We start from the raw sequence: 16,199 nt of genomic DNA on the forward strand, positions 1-16,199 counted from the left end.
ACCGCTGAGGGCCAACGAGCAGTGAGTGTACGTGCTCCACGGCCCTCCGTCGAACAGAATCAGATCCGGCGGTCCGTCGGCAAACACCGAAACCCGTGTGCCGGGGGCGTTTCAGGTCTGGAACGATGGGGTGATGAGCGCTTCCACTTCTCCCACCGAGCGCAGGGTCTCCGCCCGCATCGGCGCGATCTCCGAGTCCGCGACCCTGGCTGTCGACGCCAAGGCGAAGGCCCTCAAGGCCGCCGGGCGGCCGGTGATCGGATTCGGCGCGGGCGAGCCCGACTTCCCGACGCCCGACTACATCGTCGAAGCCGCCATCGAGGCCTGCAAGAACCCGAAGTACCACCGCTACACCCCGGCCGGCGGGCTCCCCGAGCTCAAGGCCGCGATCGCCGCGAAGACGCTGCGCGACTCGGGATACGAGGTCGACGCCTCGCAGATCCTGGTGACGAACGGCGGCAAGCAGGCGATCTACGAGGCGTTCGCCGCGATCCTCGACCCGGGCGACGAGGTCATCGTCCCCGCGCCCTACTGGACGACGTACCCGGAGTCGATCCGTCTCGCGGGCGGCGTGGCGGTCGATGTCGTCGCCGACGAGAGCACCGGCTACCGCGTTTCGGTGGAGCAGTTGGAGGCCGCGCGCACTGAGCGCACGAAGGTCGTCCTCTTCGTGTCGCCGTCCAACCCGACCGGTGCCGTCTACAGCGAGGCCGACGCCGAGGCGATCGGCCGCTGGGCCGTCGAGCACGGCCTGTGGGTGATGACCGACGAGATCTATGAACACCTCGTCTACGGAGACGCGAAGTTCACCTCGCTCCCGGCGATCGTGCCCGAGCTGCGTGACAAGTGCATCGTGGTCAACGGCGTGGCCAAGACGTACGCGATGACCGGCTGGCGCGTGGGGTGGATCGTCGGCCCGAAGGACGTCGTGAAGGCCGCGACGAACCTGCAGTCGCACGCCACGTCGAACGTCTCCAATGTCGCGCAGGTCGCGGCCATCGCCGCCGTCTCCGGCGATCTGACCGCCGTCGAGAAGATGCGCGAGGCCTTCGACCGGCGCCGCAAGACCATCGTGCGGATGCTGAACGAGATCGACGGAGTGCTCTGCCCCGAGCCCGAGGGCGCGTTCTACGTATACCCCTCGGTGAAGGCCCTCATCGGCAAGGAGCTTCGCGGGAAGCGCCCGCAGAGCTCCGTGGAGCTCGCCGCGCTGATCCTGGAGGAGGCCGAGGTCGCGGTCGTCCCGGGCGAGGCCTTCGGGACGCCGGGCTACCTGCGCCTCTCGTACGCCCTGGGTGACGAGGACCTCGTAGAGGGCGTCTCGCGACTGCAGAAGCTGCTTGCCGAGGCTCGCGACTGAGGCTTCACCGGTAGTTTTCGCGCTCCACGCGCGCGCATGCGGGCCGTCTCCCCTCTTCGGGGAGGCGGCCCGTTTCTTCGTTCGGGGCGGAACCCGAAGGGGAAAGCGGCTACCGGGAGGCCATGTACGTACGGCAAGATCCTTGAATGGAGCGTGTACGGGACGTAAGAGAGCTGCCGAAGGCCCATCTGCATCTGCACTTCACCGGGTCGATGCGGCCCACGACCCTGTTGGAACTCGCCGACAAGTACGGGGTGCGGCTGCCACCGGCGCTGACCGGCGGGGAGCCTCCGCAGCTGCGGGCGACCGATGAACGCGGGTGGTTCCGCTTCCAGCGGCTCTACGACATGGCGCGGTCCTGCCTGCGGGAGCCGGAGGACATCCAGCGCCTGGTGCGTGAGGCCGCCGAGGAGGATCTGCGGGACGGGTCGGGATGGCTGGAGATCCAGGTCGACCCGACGTCGTACGCGCCACGGCTCGGTGGGCTCATCCCGGCCCTGGAAATCATCCTGGACGCCGTCGAGAGCGCCTCGCGGGACACCGGCCTCGGTATGCGCGTGCTCGTCGCCGCGAACCGCATGAAGCACCCTCTGGACGCCAGGACACTGGCCCGCCTCGCGGTGCGGTACGCCGATCGCGGCATCGTCGGCTTCGGGCTCTCGAACGACGAACGCCGTGGCATGGCGCGGGACTTCGACCGGGCCTTCGCGATCGCACGGGACGGCGGCCTGCTCGCGGCGCCGCACGGCGGTGAGCTCAGCGGGCCCGCTTCGGTGCGCGACTGCCTCGACGACCTGCACGCGGGGCGGATCGGGCACGGGGTGCGGGCGGCCGAGGACCCGCGGCTCCTGAAGCAGCTCGCCGAGCGGGGCGTGACCTGCGAGGTGTGCCCGGCGTCCAACGTCGCGCTCGGCGTCTACGAGAAGCCCGGGGACGTGCCGCTGCGGACGTTGTACGACGCCGGGGTGCCGATGGCCCTGGGCGCCGACGATCCGCTGCTCTTCGGTTCACGGCTCGCGGCCCAGTACGAGATCGCGCGCAAGCACCACGGCTTCGAGGACAGCGAACTGGCCGAGCTCGCCCGGCAGTCGGTGCGCGGCTCGGCCGCCCCCGTCGACGTACAAGGAGAACTGCTGTCCGGGATCGAGGAGTGGCTCAGGGGCTGATGCCCGCAAGGAGGGTGCGGGCGAGGGCGGCGGCGAACTCGTCGACGGGCTGCGGGGGTTCCTTGCCGATCATCGAGTCGTAGGCGAAGGCGCGCTGGGCGCAGGCGCCCAGGAGGAGCGAGGCGGCCGCGAAGGTGTCGGCACCGGGGGCGATCCGGCCGGCGTCGCGTTCCGCGCGGAGGTAGGCGTCGAGGGCCTCGATGGGCACGTGCGGCCCTGTGCCCATCTCCTGCATGGAGTCCGCGTGGCGGCGCTTGAGTCTGGTCTCGGCGTAGAGGGACGCGGCGATCGGGAAGCTCTGGGCGTAGAAGTGGCTGGCCAGGCGGGCGATCTCGGCGAGGTTCTCCTCCACGGGACGCTCCCCCGGGTCCTCGGCGAGGCGGCGCAGGAGCGGGCCCAGGCGGGGAAGGCGCTCTTGCAGGACGCCCACGAACAGCTCCTCCTTGCTCGCGAAGTGCTTGTAGAGCGCCGCTTCGGAGCAGCCCGCCGCCTTGGCGATCTCCTTGGTGGTGGCGCGAGCGAGGCCGATGGTGAGCATGAGGTCATGGGCGGCGTCGAGGATGCGGGCCCGGGTGGGCTTCTGCTGCATGTGGCGTCCAACCAAGCTTGACGAAGGGGTGAGCGAGTACTCACCCTAGAGGTGAGTGAATACTTACCCACCCGGGGAGGGTGCGCAATGAAACTAACGGTGTTCGGTGCGACCGGAGGCATCGGCGGAGAGATCGTCCGGCAGGCGCTGGCGGCCGGCCACGAGGTCACGGCCGTCGTACGTGATCCCTCGCGGCTTGACGCGACGGGAGACGGCCTGGAGGTGTTCCGTGCGGACCTGGCCGATCCGGAGGCGCTGCGAGCGGCGGTGGCCGGGCGTGACGCGGTCCTGTCGGGGCTCGGGCCGCGCAAGAAGGCGGACGCGGGGATCGCGGCCGAGCTCACGCGGTCGGTGGTGCACGCCATGGAGGCCGAGGGGGTGCGCAGGCTCGTGGTGGTGAGCGCGGGTCCTGTCGGCCCGGCCCCGGAGCGTCAGCCGGTGATCGACCGGATCGCGGGATCCCTGGTCAGCAAGATCCTTAAGCCCGTGTACGACGATCTGCGGGCCATGGAGGCCGAGCTGGCCCGCAGCGCGACGGACTGGACGTCCGTGCGCCCGCCGCGCCTACAGGACAAGCCCGCGACGGGCGTCTACCGCCAGGTCGTCGGGGGCACGCCGGTCAGCGCGCGGTTCATCGCGAGGTCCGATGTGGCGCACGCGATGCTGGCGATGGTCGACGACCTGTCGACCGTGAAGCAGGGCGTGGGCGTCGCCTACTAGTGACCTACTAGTGGCCTACCGGCCCGCTCCGTAGAGGGACCGCTACAGGCTGACGCCCACCGTCACCGGCTCGTTGACCAGCGTGACCCCGAAAGCTTCCCGTACTCCGGCGACGACCTCGCGGGCCAGGGCGAGAAGGTCCTCGGTGGTCGCGCCGCCGCGGTTGGTGAGGGCGAGGGTGTGCTTGGTGGAGATGCGGGCCGGGCCCTGTCCGTAGCCCTTGGTGAAGCCCGCCTTGTCGATGAGCCAGGCGGCGGAGGTCTTCACACGGCCGTCGCCGGTCGGGAAGGCGGGGGGTGCGACGTCCGGGCCGAGACGGTCCTGCGCGCGGGCGTGGAAGGCGGTGAACTCCTCGTCCGTGAGGATCGGGTTGGTGAAGAAGGACCCGGCCGACCAGCTGTCGTGGTCCTCGGGGTCGAGCACCATGCCCTTGCCCGCGCGGAGCTTCAGGACGGTCTGCCGGGCGATCGACGCCGGGACCCGGTCCCCCGCGTCCACGCCGAGCGTGCGGGCCGTCTCCGGGTACTTGATGGGGGCGCTCATCCCCTGGGCGTCCTCGAGCTCGAAGCGGACCCGCAGGACCACGAAGCGGTCGGGATCGGCCTTGAAGCGACTGTGACGGTACGAGAACTCACACTCGGCGTTCGTGACGGTGACCGTCTCGTGCGTCTTTCTGTCGTACGCGACCACTTCGGTGATGGTCGACGAGACCTCCTGGCCGTACGCCCCTACGTTCTGGATCGGCGTCGCGCCCGCGGAGCCGGGGATCCCCGCGAGGCACTCGATGCCCGCGAGACCGGCCTCCACGACACGGGCCACGGTGTCGGTCCACACCTCACCGGCCGCCAGTTCGAGCTTCGTACCTTCGAGTTCGAAGCCCTTCGTGGCGATGCGCAGAGCGGTGCCGTCGAAGCCCTTGTCTCCGATGACCAGGTTCGAGCCGCCGCCGATGAGCAGCAGAGGGGTCCCGGAGTCGTCGGCCTCACGGACGGCAGCGATCACCTCGGCGTCGGTCGACGCGGTGATCAGTCGGGTCGCGGGGCCACCGAGCCGGAAGGTGGTCAGCGGGGCGAGGGGAGCATCGTGGAGTTCCTGCACGTGCTCAAGGGTACGGTCCGTGGCCCCGCCTCTCGGGCGGGGCCACGGACCGTGGGAGGTGTGACGCGGGGCGGAGCCGGTTCAGACGCCGGCCGGAGTGCGCTCGTCGGCCGCGTCCGGTACGGCGCCGGCAGGCTTCCCCGCCACGGTCCGCCCCGGAAGCATCGCGGCCGCCACCGCGCCCACGCCGACCATCGCGGCGCCCACCCACAGCGCGGGTGCGAGGCCGTCCACGTAGCTCTGCGGGGATCCGTAGCCACCCTGGGCGGAGAAGACCGAGGCGAGGATCGCGATACCGAGGGCGCCGCCGACCTCACGCAGGGCGTTGTTGGCGCCGGACGCGATGCCCTGCTCGGACGGGCGGACGCTGGACATCACCAGGCTCGCGGCCGGGGCGAAGTAGAGCGCCATGCCGACGCCGCTGATGATCAGGGCGGGGAGCTGGGCGGCGTACGACATATCGGGCTCCACGACGGCCGCGAACCAGGCGAGGCCGATGGCCTGCAGTGCGAGGCCCACGGTCACGACCGGGCGCCCGCCGATCCGGTCCGAGAGGTAGCCCGCGATGGGGGCGACGATCATCGGCATACCGGTCCAGGGAAGCATCCGCAGGCCCGCCTCGGTGGGCGAGTAGCCGACGACGGTCTGGAGGAACTGGCTGAGCAGGAAGATCGAGCCGAACATCCCGACGAACATCAGCAGGCTCGCGGCATTGATCGCGGAGAAGGCACGGCTACGGAAGAGCCGCATCGGCAGCATCGGGTTCTCACTGCGGATTCCGTGCCGCACGAAGAGCGCCAGGAGCACCCCGCCGCCGATCAGGCCGACGAGGACGGTCGCGCTGGTCCAGCCGTCGAGGTTGCCGCGGATCAGCGCGTAGACGATGCCGAAGAGCCCGCCGCTGGCCAGCAGCGTGCCGGGGATGTCGAGTGGCGCGCCCGTGCCGTACGACTCGGCGAGCCGCAGCCGGGCGAGCGGCAGTACGACGATGCCGAGCGGAACGTTCAGCCAGAAGATCCACTGCCAGGACGCGTGTTCGGTGAGAGTCCCGCCGATCAGCGGCCCACTGGCGACCGCGAGGCCGTTGATGGCGCCCCATATCCCGTACGCCATCCCGCGCTTGGCCACCGGCACGGCCGCCGTCAGCAGGGTGAGCGTCAGCGGCATCATGATCGCGGCGCCGACGCCCTGGACCGCGCGGGCGGCGATCAGCGCTTCGATGCCGGGCGCGAGGGCCGCCGCTGCGGAGGCTCCGGTGAAGACCGCGAGGCCGGCGGTGAAGAGCTTGCGGCGGCCGAAGCGGTCGCCGAGGGCCGCGCCGAACATCAGCAGCACGGCGAACGTGAGGGTGTAGGCGCTCACCGTCCATTCGAGGTCGTCGAGCCCTCCCCCGAGGTCCTCACGGATGGACGGCAGAGCGGTGGTGACGACGAGGTTGTCGAGGGCCGCCATGAATCCGGCGACGCCGGTGATGGCGAGGGCCCAGGCTGCGCCCCCGCGCCGTGCTGCCTGCTGTGACATTGCTTCCCCTGTGGTTAGTTATTGATTACTAACTTATCTGGGCGCAAAAGTACGCACCCCCCTGACACACACGACTCACTTCTTGGGCTGCGCCGACTCGTAGAAGCCGGTCCACACCCGATGATCGGGCTGGAACCCCATCGACACCAGGACGTTGACCAGCATCCCGTACGCGAGAAACTGCGTCGTATCTCCGAGGTCCGGCCCCAACGCGAGGCGAACCGTGTCGTACATCTCCATCCAGCCGGCGCGCAGCGCCTCGCCGAACTCCCGGTCACCGGCCGCCTCGGCGGAGGCCACGGCGACGTACATCTGCATCTGCATGAGCAGCATGTCCGGGTCGTCGGCGATGAGCGCCTGGTAGGCCTCGCCCATGGCATGGAGGGCGCCCTCACCCTCGAGCCCCTTGGAGGCCTCCTTGAAGACCCCGGTGACCTCCTGGCAGCAACGCCCGGACGCGGCGAGGAAGATGGCCTGCTTCCCCGGAAAGAGGCGGAAGAGATACGGCTGCGAGACACCCACCCGCTTGGCGATCACCTCGGTGGACGTGCCGTTGTAGCCACCGCGGGCGAACTCGATCATCGCCGCGCGGATGACGCTCTCGCGTCGCTCCTCTGCGCTCATCCTTGCCATGCGACTAAGTTAGTGACCAATCACTAATTATGTCAAGAGGCCCTCGGGAGGGCGTACGAGTAAGGGGCACCCCGCAACTGCGGGGTGCCCCTTACCTGTCCGCTACTGCCTACTCCGTCAGGCGAGCTGGACCACCGCGCGGGACATGCCGAGCACCTTCTGGCCCGCGCTCATCGCCACCAGGTCCACCCTGACCCGGTTGTCGTCGAGCTTCTGGGCGACCTTGGCGCTGACCTCGATCAGCGCGCCCTTGTCGTCGTTCGGGACCACAACGGGCTTGGTGAACCGCACGCCGTACTCGACGACGGCGGCCGGGTCGCCCGCCCAGTCCGTCACGACGCGGATCGCCTCGGCCATGGTGAACATGCCGTGCGCGATGACGTCGGGAAGACCGACCTCGACCGCGAACTTCTCGTTCCAGTGGATCGGGTTGAAGTCACCGGAGGCGCCCGCGTACCGCACGAGTGTGGCGCGTGTCACGGGAAAGGCCTGGGCCGTCAGCTCGGTGCCGACCTCGACGCTGTCGTACGAAATCTTCGCTGTCATCGCCTCACACGCCCTCTGCCGCAGGCTCCGCCGCACGCGCGACGAGCTTGGTCCAGGCGGTCACGACGTGCTCGCCCGCCTCGTCGTGGACCTCGCCGCGGATGTCCAGGATGTCGTTGCCCGCCATCGACTTGATGGCCTCGATGGTCGAGGTGACCGTGAGCCGGTCCCCCGCGCACACCGGCCGGGTGTACGCGAACTTCTGGTCGCCGTGCACGACACGGCTGTAGTCCAGCCCCAGCTGCGGGTCCTCGATGACCTGGCCCGCGGCCTTGAACGAGATGGCGAACACAAAAGTCGGCGGGGCGATCACATCGGGGTGCCCGAAAGCCTTGGCGACGTCCGCGTCGGTGTAGGCGGGATTGGTGTCGCCCACCGCCTCGGCGAACTCACGGATCTTCTCCCGGCCGACCTCATAGGGATCGGTGGGCGGGTAGGACCGCCCCACGAAGGACTGGTCGAGCGCCATGGACTCGGCACCTCCTGCAGGTATGGGTGAACGACAGGTGTGGGTAAACGACGCGAGGCCGCCCCCAGAAATCGGGGACGGCCTCGTGTACGAGCCTGTATCTAGCGCGTTTCGCGGTGCGCAGTGTGCGCGTTGCAGCGCGGGCAGTGCTTCTTCATCTCAAGACGGTCCGGGTCATTACGCCGGTTCTTCTTGGTGATGTAGTTCCGCTCCTTGCACTCCACGCAGGCCAGCGTGATCTTCGGGCGGACGTCTGTGGCAGCCACGTGAGTGCTCCTTGACGGACGGATGGACGGATGAACGCAAAAAAAGAGTAGCCGATCGAAGGTCCGACCCCACAATCGGCTACCAATTCAGTAGCGGTGACCGGACTTGAACCGGTGACACAGCGATTATGAGCCGCTTGCTCTACCGACTGAGCTACACCGCTGTAGATGCCGGATCTCCTCGCCCGGAGGCGAGGATCACTCGACATCAGAGCCCCAATACGGAATCGAACCGTAGACCTTCTCCTTACCATGGAGACGCTCTACCGACTGAGCTATTGGGGCGAGCGATGAAGACATTACACGGTCGGTCGCCGATCGCCCAAATCCGTTTCGCCGGGGCTGTCCAGGGGCATCTCGGGGTGCGTCCCAGGCGCCTCACCACGTCACTTCGGCGCCTCACGCCACACCGGTTCGGAGCCTCACACCACGCCGGTACGACTATTCCGCTCCTCCTCGAAGCGGGCCCGCCATCGTCCTAGGCTCGACCCATGCTGCGTGATCTTGGACGCCTCGATGCCATGCCCGCAGCCGCCCCCGAACCTCAGGAGCGCGATGCCCGACAGCCAGCCGCAGCCCCACTCCTCCGGCTCGTCCGGTTCATCCGGCTCCGCCGGCGCCTCCGGTGAGGACGCCGCCGACGCCACCGCGCTGCATCTCTGCGGCGCCCGGCTGACCGACGGCCGGACCGTGGACGTGCGGCTCGGTTCCGGGCGCATCGAAGCGGTCGGCACCGCGGGCAGCCTCACCTCGCACGCCCCGCGCGTGGACCTCGGCGGCTATCTCCTGCTGCCGGCCGCGGCCGAGCCGCACGCGCACAGCGACACGGCACTGTCCGCCGACGCGGAGGGGCCCGTCTCGTACGAACTCGCGGACGTCCAGCGCAGGACCACCGAGGCAGCCCTCCTGCAACTCGGGCACGGCGCGACAGCGCTGCGCTCTCATGTGCGGATCGGCGACGTCCAGGGGCTCACGTCGATGGAGGCGGTGCTCCAGGCGCGGCGTTCGCTGCGTGGCCTGGTCGATCTGACGGCCGTGGCCGTGCCGCGGCTGCTGACCGGGATCGCCGGTGCCGACGGGCTCTCGATGCTGCGGGACGCGGTGAAAATGGGCGCCTCCGTAGTGGGCGGTTGCCCCGATCTGGACCCCGATCCGACCGGGTACGTCGAAGCGGTGCTCGAGGTCGCCGCCGAGCACGGCTGCCCCGTCGATCTGCACACGGACGGCGGTGATCCGGCGCGGCTCGGGCGGCTCGCCGCGATGGCGGGCGGGCTGCGTCCCGGGGTGACCATCGGCCCGTGCGGCGGGCTCGGCCGGCTGCCGTCGGACGTGGCCGCTCGGACCGCCGATCAGCTGGCCGCGGGCGGTGTGACGGTGGTGTGCCTGCCGCAGGGCGGGTGCGGAAGCGTGGACCGGCGCGGCGCGGTCGCCCCCGTACGGCTGCTGCGCGCGGCCGGGGTGCGGGTCGCCGCGGGCAGTGGGGCGATGCGGGACGTGTCCAATCCGGTGGGGCGCGGGGATCCGCTGGAGGCCGCCTACCTGCTGGCGTCGCGGTGCGGTCTGCACCCCGAGGACGCGTACGGCTCGGTGAGCGCCGCGGCGCGGGCCGCGATGGGGCTTCCCCAGGTCCGGGTGGAGGCGGGCTTCCCCGCCGAGCTGCTCGCGGTGCGGGGCGACCATCTCGCGGGGGCGCTCTCGCTCGCGTACAGCCGCCTCGTGGTGCACCGGGGGCGCGTGGTGGCACGGACGAGCGCGGTGCGGGAGTACTGCGACTCGGCTGCCGCCGTGGCGCTCGATCTGCCCCGTCAGGGGCGGTCCAAGGATGCCGGGCCGGGTCGGCCGAAAGGCTTGGAACCGTCCTGAGGGCGGATGACCGCCGCGCGTGCCCCGGCGTGCGCGGGGCGATCATGCGGGGGCTGCCGTACGGTCGAAGACATGCGCATTGTCATCGCTGGTGGTCATGGTCAGATCGCGCTGCGGTTCGAGCGGTTGCTCGCCGCGCGGGGTGACGAAGTAGTCGGGCTCGTCCGCAGGGCAGGGCAGGAGACCGACCTGCGGGCCGCGGGTGCCGAAGCCGTGCTGTGCGACCTGGAGTCGGCGTCCGTCGACGAGGTCGCGGGGCACCTGGAAGGCGCCGACGCCGCCGTGTTCGCGGCGGGCGCGGGGCCGGGCAGCGGAGCCGACCGCAAGAACACCGTGGACCGCGACGCCGCCGTGCTCTTCGCGGACGCGGCTGAGCGCGCCGGAGTGCGGCGCTATGTGGTCGTGTCGTCGATGGGCGCGGACCCCGCGCACAAGGGCGACGAGATCTTCGACGCCTATCTGCGCGCCAAGGGCGAAGCCGATGCCTCCGTACGACGCCGCAAGGCCCTGGACTGGACGATCCTGCGTCCAGGGATGCTGACGGACGACGCGGGCACCGGTCTCGTACGCCTGGAGGCGTCGACCGGACGCGGCCCGGTCCCCCGTGACGACGTGGCCGCGGTGCTCGCGGAGCTGGTCGATTCATCGGCGACGGCAGAGCTGACGCTGGAGTTGATCAGCGGGTCCACTCCGGTGTCCGTGGCGGTCAAGTCCGTTGCGGGGAACTGACGTCCGTACGGCGAAGTCGGCCTTCCGAGGGATGTCCCGCGCGCGGGGCGGTGCTTGTCTTGAGCTGCCGCCTACGTGAGGAACACGATGCCTGCTTCCGATGTGCCCGCCGCGCGGGAAGCCCTTCTGCGGCAGATGTACGCCGTCTTCAGTACCGAAGAGCGCGACGCGTTCATCCCCCGCTCCCTGGCGCCTGACGTGGACTGGCCGAACCTCCTGGACAACACCCGGGCCCACGGTGTCGCGGAGGTCCGCGCCTACTGGGCACGGCAGTTCGCGGTGATGCACCCCCTCGTGCACCTGGAGCGGCTGCGGCTCGACGACGACGGGCGGCGGGTCGTGGCGACCGTGCGGCCCGGACTGCGGGACGGGACGGGTGACCACTGGGCGCCCACGACGGTCGAGCACGTCTACAGCTTCCGCGCCGACGGCCTGGTGAGCAGGATGGACGTACGACAGCCCTGAAGGCCTGTGAGAGCGCTTCAGAACAGCGGGAGCTGGCCGGGGAAGTCGGGGACCTCGTAACCGTCCAGAGCGGGCTGTGCGGCTCCCAGCTGGGCCTGCCTGCGGGAACCGGGGCAGGAGACGAGGTCGCCGCCGCCACGCGGGCCCGGCGGATCGTGGCGGGCGAACCGGCCTCCGACTACGGCGATCTCACGGCGGCATTCGGGGCAGTGCCTGCGGCGCGATGACGTGAACGGCACGGATGGCACGGATGGCATGGACGACATGCGCTCAGCGTACGAAAAGACCCCCTCCGACTTGCGTTTCCGCAAGACCGGAGAGGGTCTCCTTCGTGTGGCGGCGCCAGGATTCGAACCTGGGAAGGCTGAGCCGGCAGATTTACAGTCACCCGAACATCAGCAACGTGCACCCCCTCTGACCTGCGTGGGGGGCCATTGGGTCGCAGGGCAGCACGCTCACCGTCCACGTGTCGTCCAAAGAGCGCTCCGGAGCACCCCTCTCTGAGGACCCTTCCGTCTCCTCTCAGGACCTCCGTGGGCGCCCACGCCCTCCAACTGCGCGCATGGTGACGTCCGTCAGCGAACTGGACGACGATCAGGACAACGGGGCAACCGTCGGACACCAGAGCGCCGGTCGTGCAGGCTGCCCCCATGGATCAGGGAATAGCGGCCGTTCTCGGGGCGGGAGTTGGTATCGCAGGTGGTCTGGGATCTGCGCTGCTCGGTTACATGACGGCGCGACATCAGTCGCGAGACCAAGGGCGCCTCGACCATGGGCTGAGGCTTCGGGACGAGCGCAAATCGGCGTACTTGGTCTTCCTGGAGGAAGCGGAGCGCACGCTCCTCCTCCTGGCCGACCTCCGTGAGTGCCTGGCGGAACCAGACGAATTCTCGGAACCAGCTTGGTTCGCGATCGAGCAACACAGCTTTGCTCTCGACGCCCGTCTAGAGGAGTTGGCGAGGCTCCACACACGCGTCACCCTGGCGGGCCCTCAGGATGTTGACGGCAGCGCTGCGCGCGTTTGGGCTGCGCTTGCCGGGGTGGCGAGCTACGTCGAACCTCTGCGGGGAGCCCCAGGTCTGGACGCTAGTACCCAACCCCGATTCGACGAGCTGATGCGGGATGCCAGCACCCACTACCAAACGTTCGTGGCCGCAGCGCGTGAGGCACTGTCCGCACCACCACTGTGAAGGACGTCCCCAGGCGGGAGTCCTGAGAGGGCGGTATGTGACTCTTTGCCTGGTTCGCCATTGTGTGTGGATGAGGCGCAGTAATCAGTTGCTTGGGGTTAGCCGATACCGGGTGCCGAGCGACGGAACTCAGTGGGCGGGAACCGGCTCGGACGACGGCTGCCACTCTCGCCTGATCAGCCCGTAGACCCACGAGTCAGAGACCTCGCTGTTGACGACGCAGTCTTCCCGCAACGTCCCTTCACGCACGAAGCCGAGCTTCTCCAGCAAGGGCAGACGTCGGTGGAGTCTGGGTCTCGCCCAACAGGGCCTGACCGGCGGGGCAAAGCCGAGTGACGAAGAGCAGCGCCGCCGTTGAGGTTACCGCCTCTTGGAGTGGTGGTTGCGCCACCAGGTGGCGGCCCACAGGAGGTGCATGCCGCCGAGCGTGGTGAGGACGGTGACGCTGTCAAGGTTCTCCGCTGTGGGGTGCGCGGGCCCCACGTGGGTTGCAGCTCGGCCGAGGAGCGCGACATTGGCAGGCAGGGTGACGGCCGCAAGGACGGCCAGGCACAACGTGGTGCCGACGACCAGGACGAGGCTGTAGAGGCGGACAGCCCGACGCTCCTTCGTCGACAGCAGCAAGCTGGGGTCCGCAGGGGCAGGAGCGTCGCCATGCGCGAGGACACGGCCGACACGCCCTGCCAGGTAGCGGGTGTAGCGGATGCCGTCGTGGAAGAGATCACGGCAGCCGGTCAGGTCCTGCAATACGAAATAGACGTCGGTGCGCATGAACACCATGAGTTGGAAGGGGAGGGAGAGAAGGGAGATCAGAACCGTGGCGGACAGGAGCCGGTGGGTAATACCTCCCGCGGGCAGGGCGGCCAGCGTGACGATCCCGGCCGCGGCGATGGCCAGATTGACGGCGATGCCCGCGAGGTAGGCCGTCATGCGGTGGCGGCGTGGGGCGAGTTCGATTCCACTGATATCGGTCTGCATAACGAGAAACTGCAGACGGGTGCCCAGCCGGATCGTGCCGGGTACTCCCGCAGCCCGTGCGGTCGTCAGGTGCGCGAGCTCGTGAATCAGCACCAGAGTCCATCCGGTTACGGCGGAGAAGCCGATGACGAGGCTTCCGTGCGGACTCCAGAACAGGTCGCGGTAGGTGGGGAGCAGATCGGGACGTAGGGCCAGTACAACTGCGGCGGCGGTGGTGAGGACGCCGAGCAGAAAGGGCAGGAGAGGGCTGAGCGTGAACCGGACGTGGTGGGGGCGCAGCCATGGGAAGGTCGCGGGCGGTACCTCGGCGGATGGGAGGGTCCGGCCGTCGAGCCCGGCTACGAAGCCGAGCCCGGCCAGGTCGTTGATGAACGCGGGGACGTCGATGTCGTCGCCTGTCTCGGCCGTCAGATGCTGGCTGACCTGCGCGGCGGTGAGCCCGCGCCCGAGCAGGTCGACGGCCCGAACGCCGATGTGGGGCAGGGCGACGAAGGTACGGGCCTCCACCCGGCCGACGATCCACGCGTCGCCGTCGTCGCGACGCGCCAGCGGGTGGAGTCGGACCCGGGTTGCCAAGTTCGCGTTGATCTGGTGTTCGCGGGGCGTCGTGTCCGTCACGGCTGGTCCTGCTGTCCGTACCTGCCGCAGTCTGGGCACTCCTTACGGCGTGGAAAGCGCGCGTGGACCGGGTCGGCGAGGGCCATGAGGTTAATTCCGAACCGGAATCCGGGCCGCATCGGCGGTGCCCCGGTCAGCAGGGCCATGGCCGCGTGGGCCATCAGGCTGCCGGATAGGCCCGCAGTCACGGCGTTGACGGGGTTCCAGGACATGCGGGGCGAGGCGGCTTCCTCGTCCTGGCCGGGTGCCAGTCGCAGATCCAGCCGTGCCATCTCGCCGTCGCGAAGGCACCGCCAGCACGGTCCTTGGCCGGGAACGTGCACCCCGACCGACACCAACGGCCCGTGGTAGCCGGCTTCCACCCAGGCGACATCCGCGTCCAGACACGCCCGGTTCGCCCAGCGGCGAATCTCGGGTGGATGGTCCGCGGCGAGTGCCACCAGGTCGTAGCCGCGACGCTCGCCGCTCCTGCCACCTGCGGTGGGCGCGGCTAACAGGGCGGCGAAGTCGTCGACATCGCGAACGCGATGCTGCTCCCCGGTGACCGTCACATCCGAGTTCAGCGCGCGCAGCGTGACCAGCGCGGTGTCCAGCTTAGGTGTCCCGATGTCGTCTTCGCGAAAGAGTGGCTGTCGGTTGAGGTTGGACAGCTCGACGATGTCGGGCTCGACAACGTGCAGGTGGCCCACCCCAGAGGCCACCAGGGCATGGGCGGCGAAGCCGCCAGTACCGCCGACGCCGATGAGCAGTACGCGCGCCTGGCGCAGCCGCTGTTGTGTGTCCCAGGCGCTCACCCGTGAGGAGAGGTCCATCCATCGCAGGAGTGTCACTCCTCGGCCGTACCGGTGTTGTTCACGCTCGCCGAACCCAGGAGGTGGAGTTGCCCCGGCGTCCTCCAAGAATCCGGCCTCGCGCAGGTCTGCCATCGCCTGCCGGATGTCCTCGGGCGGCACGTCCGGGTGCTCGGCGCGTACCACAGTTATGATGCCTTCCGGCGCACGGGTGCCGTCCATGGCCTCGGTGAGTGTCCAGATCCACCCGTTGGGGTCCTCGATCTCCGCGCCGATGCCATAGATGACGCTCCCGATGCGGACGTGGCCGTCCGTGGTGCGGTACGGCTGGTGCTCGGGCTTGATCCGTGGCCGGCGTATCGCCGTTGCTGTCTCGGGTCCCGCGGTCATGCCGCTTCTCCTCCCCCTGCGCTCTGTCTGCTGGCCGGTGACACGGCGGCGCCAGGCCAAGGACCGGGCGCCGCTCGCTCGGAGTGACCTCTGTGGTCACCTTGCGGTACGCACCGTCTTTAGCAGCCGCACATGCCGCTGCCGTCGTCGGTGGTCTCCTTCTTGTCCAGCCGCCGGATCGTGATCTTCTGAGCCATGTCAACCTCCTTCCCGTGCTTCATAGGCAGGAAGTTAGATGGACCACGAGAGTGGAGGAAGAAGTTTCGGCCGAGCCCGAAACTCTCCGGCCAAGGGGGGCCGTCGATGAATTAGTGGGTCACATGCGGTAGTTGGCCTCGTTGATGGTGTATGGGGTGCTTCGATGGGTCGGTGGAGTCGTTGCGGGAGAAGCTGGAGGCGGTGACGCCGTATCTGGACGAGCGGCAGCGCCGGATCCTGTACGCGGCAGAGGCCCGGCAGCTCGGGCACGGCGGGATCGCCGCGGTGGCGCGGGCCGCGGGCGTCTCGCGCGGCTGCGTCAGCCGTGGCCTGGTCGAACTCGACGCGGGCGAGAAGCCGGACGGGCGGGTGCGGCGGCCGGGGGCGGGCCGCCCGGCCCTGGCGATGAAGGACCCGACTCTGGTGCCGGCCCTGCTGCGGCTGGTCGAGGACAACACGCAGGGCGATCCGATGAAGCCGCTGACGTGGACGACGAAGTCGTTGCGCCGTCTGGCGGACGAGCTTGCCGGCCGGGGGCGGACGGCGGGCCGCGACACCATCGCGGCCCTGCTGAAGGAGGCCGGGTGAGGACGGTATGAGACCTGATGC

The 16,199-nt window shown here is 69.4% G+C and carries 16 protein-coding genes, 3 tRNA genes and 2 pseudogenes; 7 read left to right on the top strand and 14 right to left on the bottom strand.

Going from position 1 to position 16,199, the window contains the following annotated elements; genetic code table 11:
• Positions 1–133: 133 nt before the first annotated feature.
• On the top strand, positions 134–1,360 hold the full coding sequence (locus tag ACGFSB_RS17525) for a pyridoxal phosphate-dependent aminotransferase (protein ID WP_393399607.1): 1,227 nt from the start codon (positions 134–136) through the stop codon (positions 1,358–1,360).
• Between the two features lie 146 nt (positions 1,361–1,506).
• Positions 1,507–2,526 carry an adenosine deaminase gene (locus ACGFSB_RS17530; RefSeq protein ID WP_393399609.1) on the top strand — a complete coding sequence of 340 codons (1,020 nt, stop codon included), beginning with the start codon at positions 1,507–1,509 and terminating at the stop codon, positions 2,524–2,526.
• Here ACGFSB_RS17530 and ACGFSB_RS17535 read toward each other — a convergent pair.
• Positions 2,516–3,115: a TetR/AcrR family transcriptional regulator gene (locus tag ACGFSB_RS17535; RefSeq protein WP_393399611.1), complete on the bottom strand. Its 600-nt coding sequence runs from the start codon at positions 3,113–3,115 to the stop codon at positions 2,516–2,518. The genes ACGFSB_RS17530 and ACGFSB_RS17535 overlap by 11 nt on opposite strands.
• Before the next feature lie 87 nt (positions 3,116–3,202).
• Here ACGFSB_RS17535 and ACGFSB_RS17540 point away from each other — a divergent pair, with 87 nt between their 5' ends.
• Complete coding sequence (locus tag ACGFSB_RS17540; RefSeq protein ID WP_393399614.1) at positions 3,203–3,835, top strand: NAD(P)-dependent oxidoreductase; 633 nt, start codon at positions 3,203–3,205, stop codon at positions 3,833–3,835.
• Between the two features lie 42 nt (positions 3,836–3,877).
• Here ACGFSB_RS17540 and ACGFSB_RS17545 read toward each other — a convergent pair.
• From ACGFSB_RS17545 to ACGFSB_RS17580, 8 genes and pseudogenes are all read right to left on the bottom strand, one after another.
• Positions 3,878–4,951: pseudogene (locus ACGFSB_RS17545) on the bottom strand (UDP-N-acetylmuramate dehydrogenase); the annotation flags it as partial.
• Between the two features lie 63 nt (positions 4,952–5,014).
• A complete protein-coding gene (locus tag ACGFSB_RS17550; protein WP_393399617.1) occupies positions 5,015–6,454 on the bottom strand; it encodes a DHA2 family efflux MFS transporter permease subunit in 1,440 nt (479 codons plus the stop codon).
• A gap of 75 nt (positions 6,455–6,529) precedes the next feature.
• Positions 6,530–7,087: a TetR/AcrR family transcriptional regulator gene (locus tag ACGFSB_RS17555; protein WP_393399619.1), complete on the bottom strand. Its 558-nt coding sequence runs from the start codon at positions 7,085–7,087 to the stop codon at positions 6,530–6,532.
• Positions 7,088–7,204: 117 nt separating this feature from the next.
• Entirely contained in the window at positions 7,205–7,633 is a 429-nt protein-coding gene (locus tag ACGFSB_RS17560; RefSeq protein WP_393399621.1) for a MaoC family dehydratase, read from the bottom strand.
• Between the two features lie 4 nt (positions 7,634–7,637).
• On the bottom strand, positions 7,638–8,102 hold the full coding sequence (locus tag ACGFSB_RS17565) for a MaoC family dehydratase N-terminal domain-containing protein (protein WP_393399623.1): 465 nt from the start codon (positions 8,100–8,102) through the stop codon (positions 7,638–7,640).
• Positions 8,103–8,203: 101 nt separating this feature from the next.
• Positions 8,204–8,368 carry a 50S ribosomal protein L33 gene (gene rpmG / locus ACGFSB_RS17570; RefSeq protein ID WP_004571794.1) on the bottom strand — a complete coding sequence of 55 codons (165 nt, stop codon included), beginning with the start codon at positions 8,366–8,368 and terminating at the stop codon, positions 8,204–8,206.
• 91 nt (positions 8,369–8,459) lie between these two features.
• Positions 8,460–8,532 (bottom strand) — tRNA-Met (locus ACGFSB_RS17575).
• Between the two features lie 48 nt (positions 8,533–8,580).
• Positions 8,581–8,653 (bottom strand) — tRNA-Thr (locus ACGFSB_RS17580).
• A 270-nt stretch (positions 8,654–8,923) separates the two neighbouring features.
• Between ACGFSB_RS17580 and ACGFSB_RS17585 the strand changes: the two genes are divergently transcribed.
• From ACGFSB_RS17585 to ACGFSB_RS17595, 3 genes are all read left to right on the top strand, one after another.
• Positions 8,924–10,231 (top strand): amidohydrolase family protein, encoded by a 1,308-nt coding sequence (locus ACGFSB_RS17585; RefSeq protein WP_393399625.1) that lies wholly within the window; start codon positions 8,924–8,926, stop codon positions 10,229–10,231.
• A gap of 72 nt (positions 10,232–10,303) precedes the next feature.
• Positions 10,304–10,960, top strand: coding sequence for an SDR family oxidoreductase (locus tag ACGFSB_RS17590; protein ID WP_393399627.1), 657 nt, complete (start codon positions 10,304–10,306; stop codon positions 10,958–10,960).
• Positions 10,961–11,047: 87 nt separating this feature from the next.
• On the top strand, positions 11,048–11,425 hold the full coding sequence (locus tag ACGFSB_RS17595; protein WP_393399629.1) for a nuclear transport factor 2 family protein: 378 nt from the start codon (positions 11,048–11,050) through the stop codon (positions 11,423–11,425).
• 17 nt (positions 11,426–11,442) lie between these two features.
• Here the strand turns inward: ACGFSB_RS17595 and ACGFSB_RS17600 are convergent, their stop codons facing one another.
• The 5 genes and pseudogenes from ACGFSB_RS17600 to ACGFSB_RS17620 form a co-directional block, all read right to left on the bottom strand.
• Positions 11,443–11,691, bottom strand: coding sequence for a hypothetical protein (locus tag ACGFSB_RS17600; RefSeq protein WP_393399632.1), 249 nt, complete (start codon positions 11,689–11,691; stop codon positions 11,443–11,445).
• Between the two features lie 68 nt (positions 11,692–11,759).
• Positions 11,760–11,858, bottom strand: a tRNA-Tyr gene (locus ACGFSB_RS17605).
• An 886-nt stretch (positions 11,859–12,744) separates the two neighbouring features.
• Positions 12,745–12,885: pseudogene (locus ACGFSB_RS17610) on the bottom strand (GNAT family N-acetyltransferase); the annotation flags it as partial.
• Between the two features lie 90 nt (positions 12,886–12,975).
• A complete protein-coding gene (locus ACGFSB_RS17615; protein WP_393399634.1) occupies positions 12,976–14,211 on the bottom strand; it encodes a hypothetical protein in 1,236 nt (411 codons plus the stop codon).
• Positions 14,208–15,392, bottom strand: a complete 1,185-nt coding sequence (locus ACGFSB_RS17620) for a HesA/MoeB/ThiF family protein (RefSeq protein WP_393399636.1) — start codon at positions 15,390–15,392, stop codon at positions 14,208–14,210. Before ACGFSB_RS17620 ends, ACGFSB_RS17615 begins: the two co-directional genes overlap by 4 nt.
• A gap of 369 nt (positions 15,393–15,761) precedes the next feature.
• Here ACGFSB_RS17620 and ACGFSB_RS17625 point away from each other — a divergent pair, with 369 nt between their 5' ends.
• On the top strand, positions 15,762–16,178 hold the full coding sequence (locus tag ACGFSB_RS17625) for a hypothetical protein (protein WP_393399638.1): 417 nt from the start codon (positions 15,762–15,764) through the stop codon (positions 16,176–16,178).
• The last annotated feature ends 21 nt before the right edge of the window (positions 16,179–16,199 follow it).

The sequence above is a fragment of the Streptomyces sp. NPDC048441 genome (genome assembly GCF_043200235.1).
Lineage (GTDB): Bacteria > Actinomycetota > Actinomycetes > Streptomycetales > Streptomycetaceae > Streptomyces.

What these genes read in the sequence shown, in the direction of transcription:
- ACGFSB_RS17525 (WP_393399607.1), top strand. Translation starts at nt 134, where the DNA reads ATGAGCGCTTCCACTTCTCCCACCGAGCGCAGGGTCTCCGCCCGCATC.
- ACGFSB_RS17530 (WP_393399609.1), top strand. Translation starts at nt 1,507, where the DNA reads ATGGAGCGTGTACGGGACGTAAGAGAGCTGCCGAAGGCCCATCTGCAT.
- ACGFSB_RS17535 (WP_393399611.1), bottom strand. Translation starts at nt 3,115, where the DNA reads ATGCAGCAGAAGCCCACCCGGGCCCGCATCCTCGACGCCGCCCATGAC.
- ACGFSB_RS17540 (WP_393399614.1), top strand. Translation starts at nt 3,203, where the DNA reads ATGAAACTAACGGTGTTCGGTGCGACCGGAGGCATCGGCGGAGAGATC.
- ACGFSB_RS17550 (WP_393399617.1), bottom strand. Translation starts at nt 6,454, where the DNA reads ATGTCACAGCAGGCAGCACGGCGCGGGGGCGCAGCCTGGGCCCTCGCC.
- ACGFSB_RS17555 (WP_393399619.1), bottom strand. Translation starts at nt 7,087, where the DNA reads ATGGCAAGGATGAGCGCAGAGGAGCGACGCGAGAGCGTCATCCGCGCG.
- ACGFSB_RS17560 (WP_393399621.1), bottom strand. Translation starts at nt 7,633, where the DNA reads ATGACAGCGAAGATTTCGTACGACAGCGTCGAGGTCGGCACCGAGCTG.
- ACGFSB_RS17565 (WP_393399623.1), bottom strand. Translation starts at nt 8,102, where the DNA reads ATGGCGCTCGACCAGTCCTTCGTGGGGCGGTCCTACCCGCCCACCGAT.
- ACGFSB_RS17585 (WP_393399625.1), top strand. Translation starts at nt 8,924, where the DNA reads ATGCCCGACAGCCAGCCGCAGCCCCACTCCTCCGGCTCGTCCGGTTCA.
- ACGFSB_RS17590 (WP_393399627.1), top strand. Translation starts at nt 10,304, where the DNA reads ATGCGCATTGTCATCGCTGGTGGTCATGGTCAGATCGCGCTGCGGTTC.
- ACGFSB_RS17595 (WP_393399629.1), top strand. Translation starts at nt 11,048, where the DNA reads ATGCCTGCTTCCGATGTGCCCGCCGCGCGGGAAGCCCTTCTGCGGCAG.
- ACGFSB_RS17600 (WP_393399632.1), bottom strand. Translation starts at nt 11,691, where the DNA reads ATGTCGTCCATGCCATCCGTGCCATCCGTGCCGTTCACGTCATCGCGC.
- ACGFSB_RS17620 (WP_393399636.1), bottom strand. Translation starts at nt 15,392, where the DNA reads ATGACCGCGGGACCCGAGACAGCAACGGCGATACGCCGGCCACGGATC.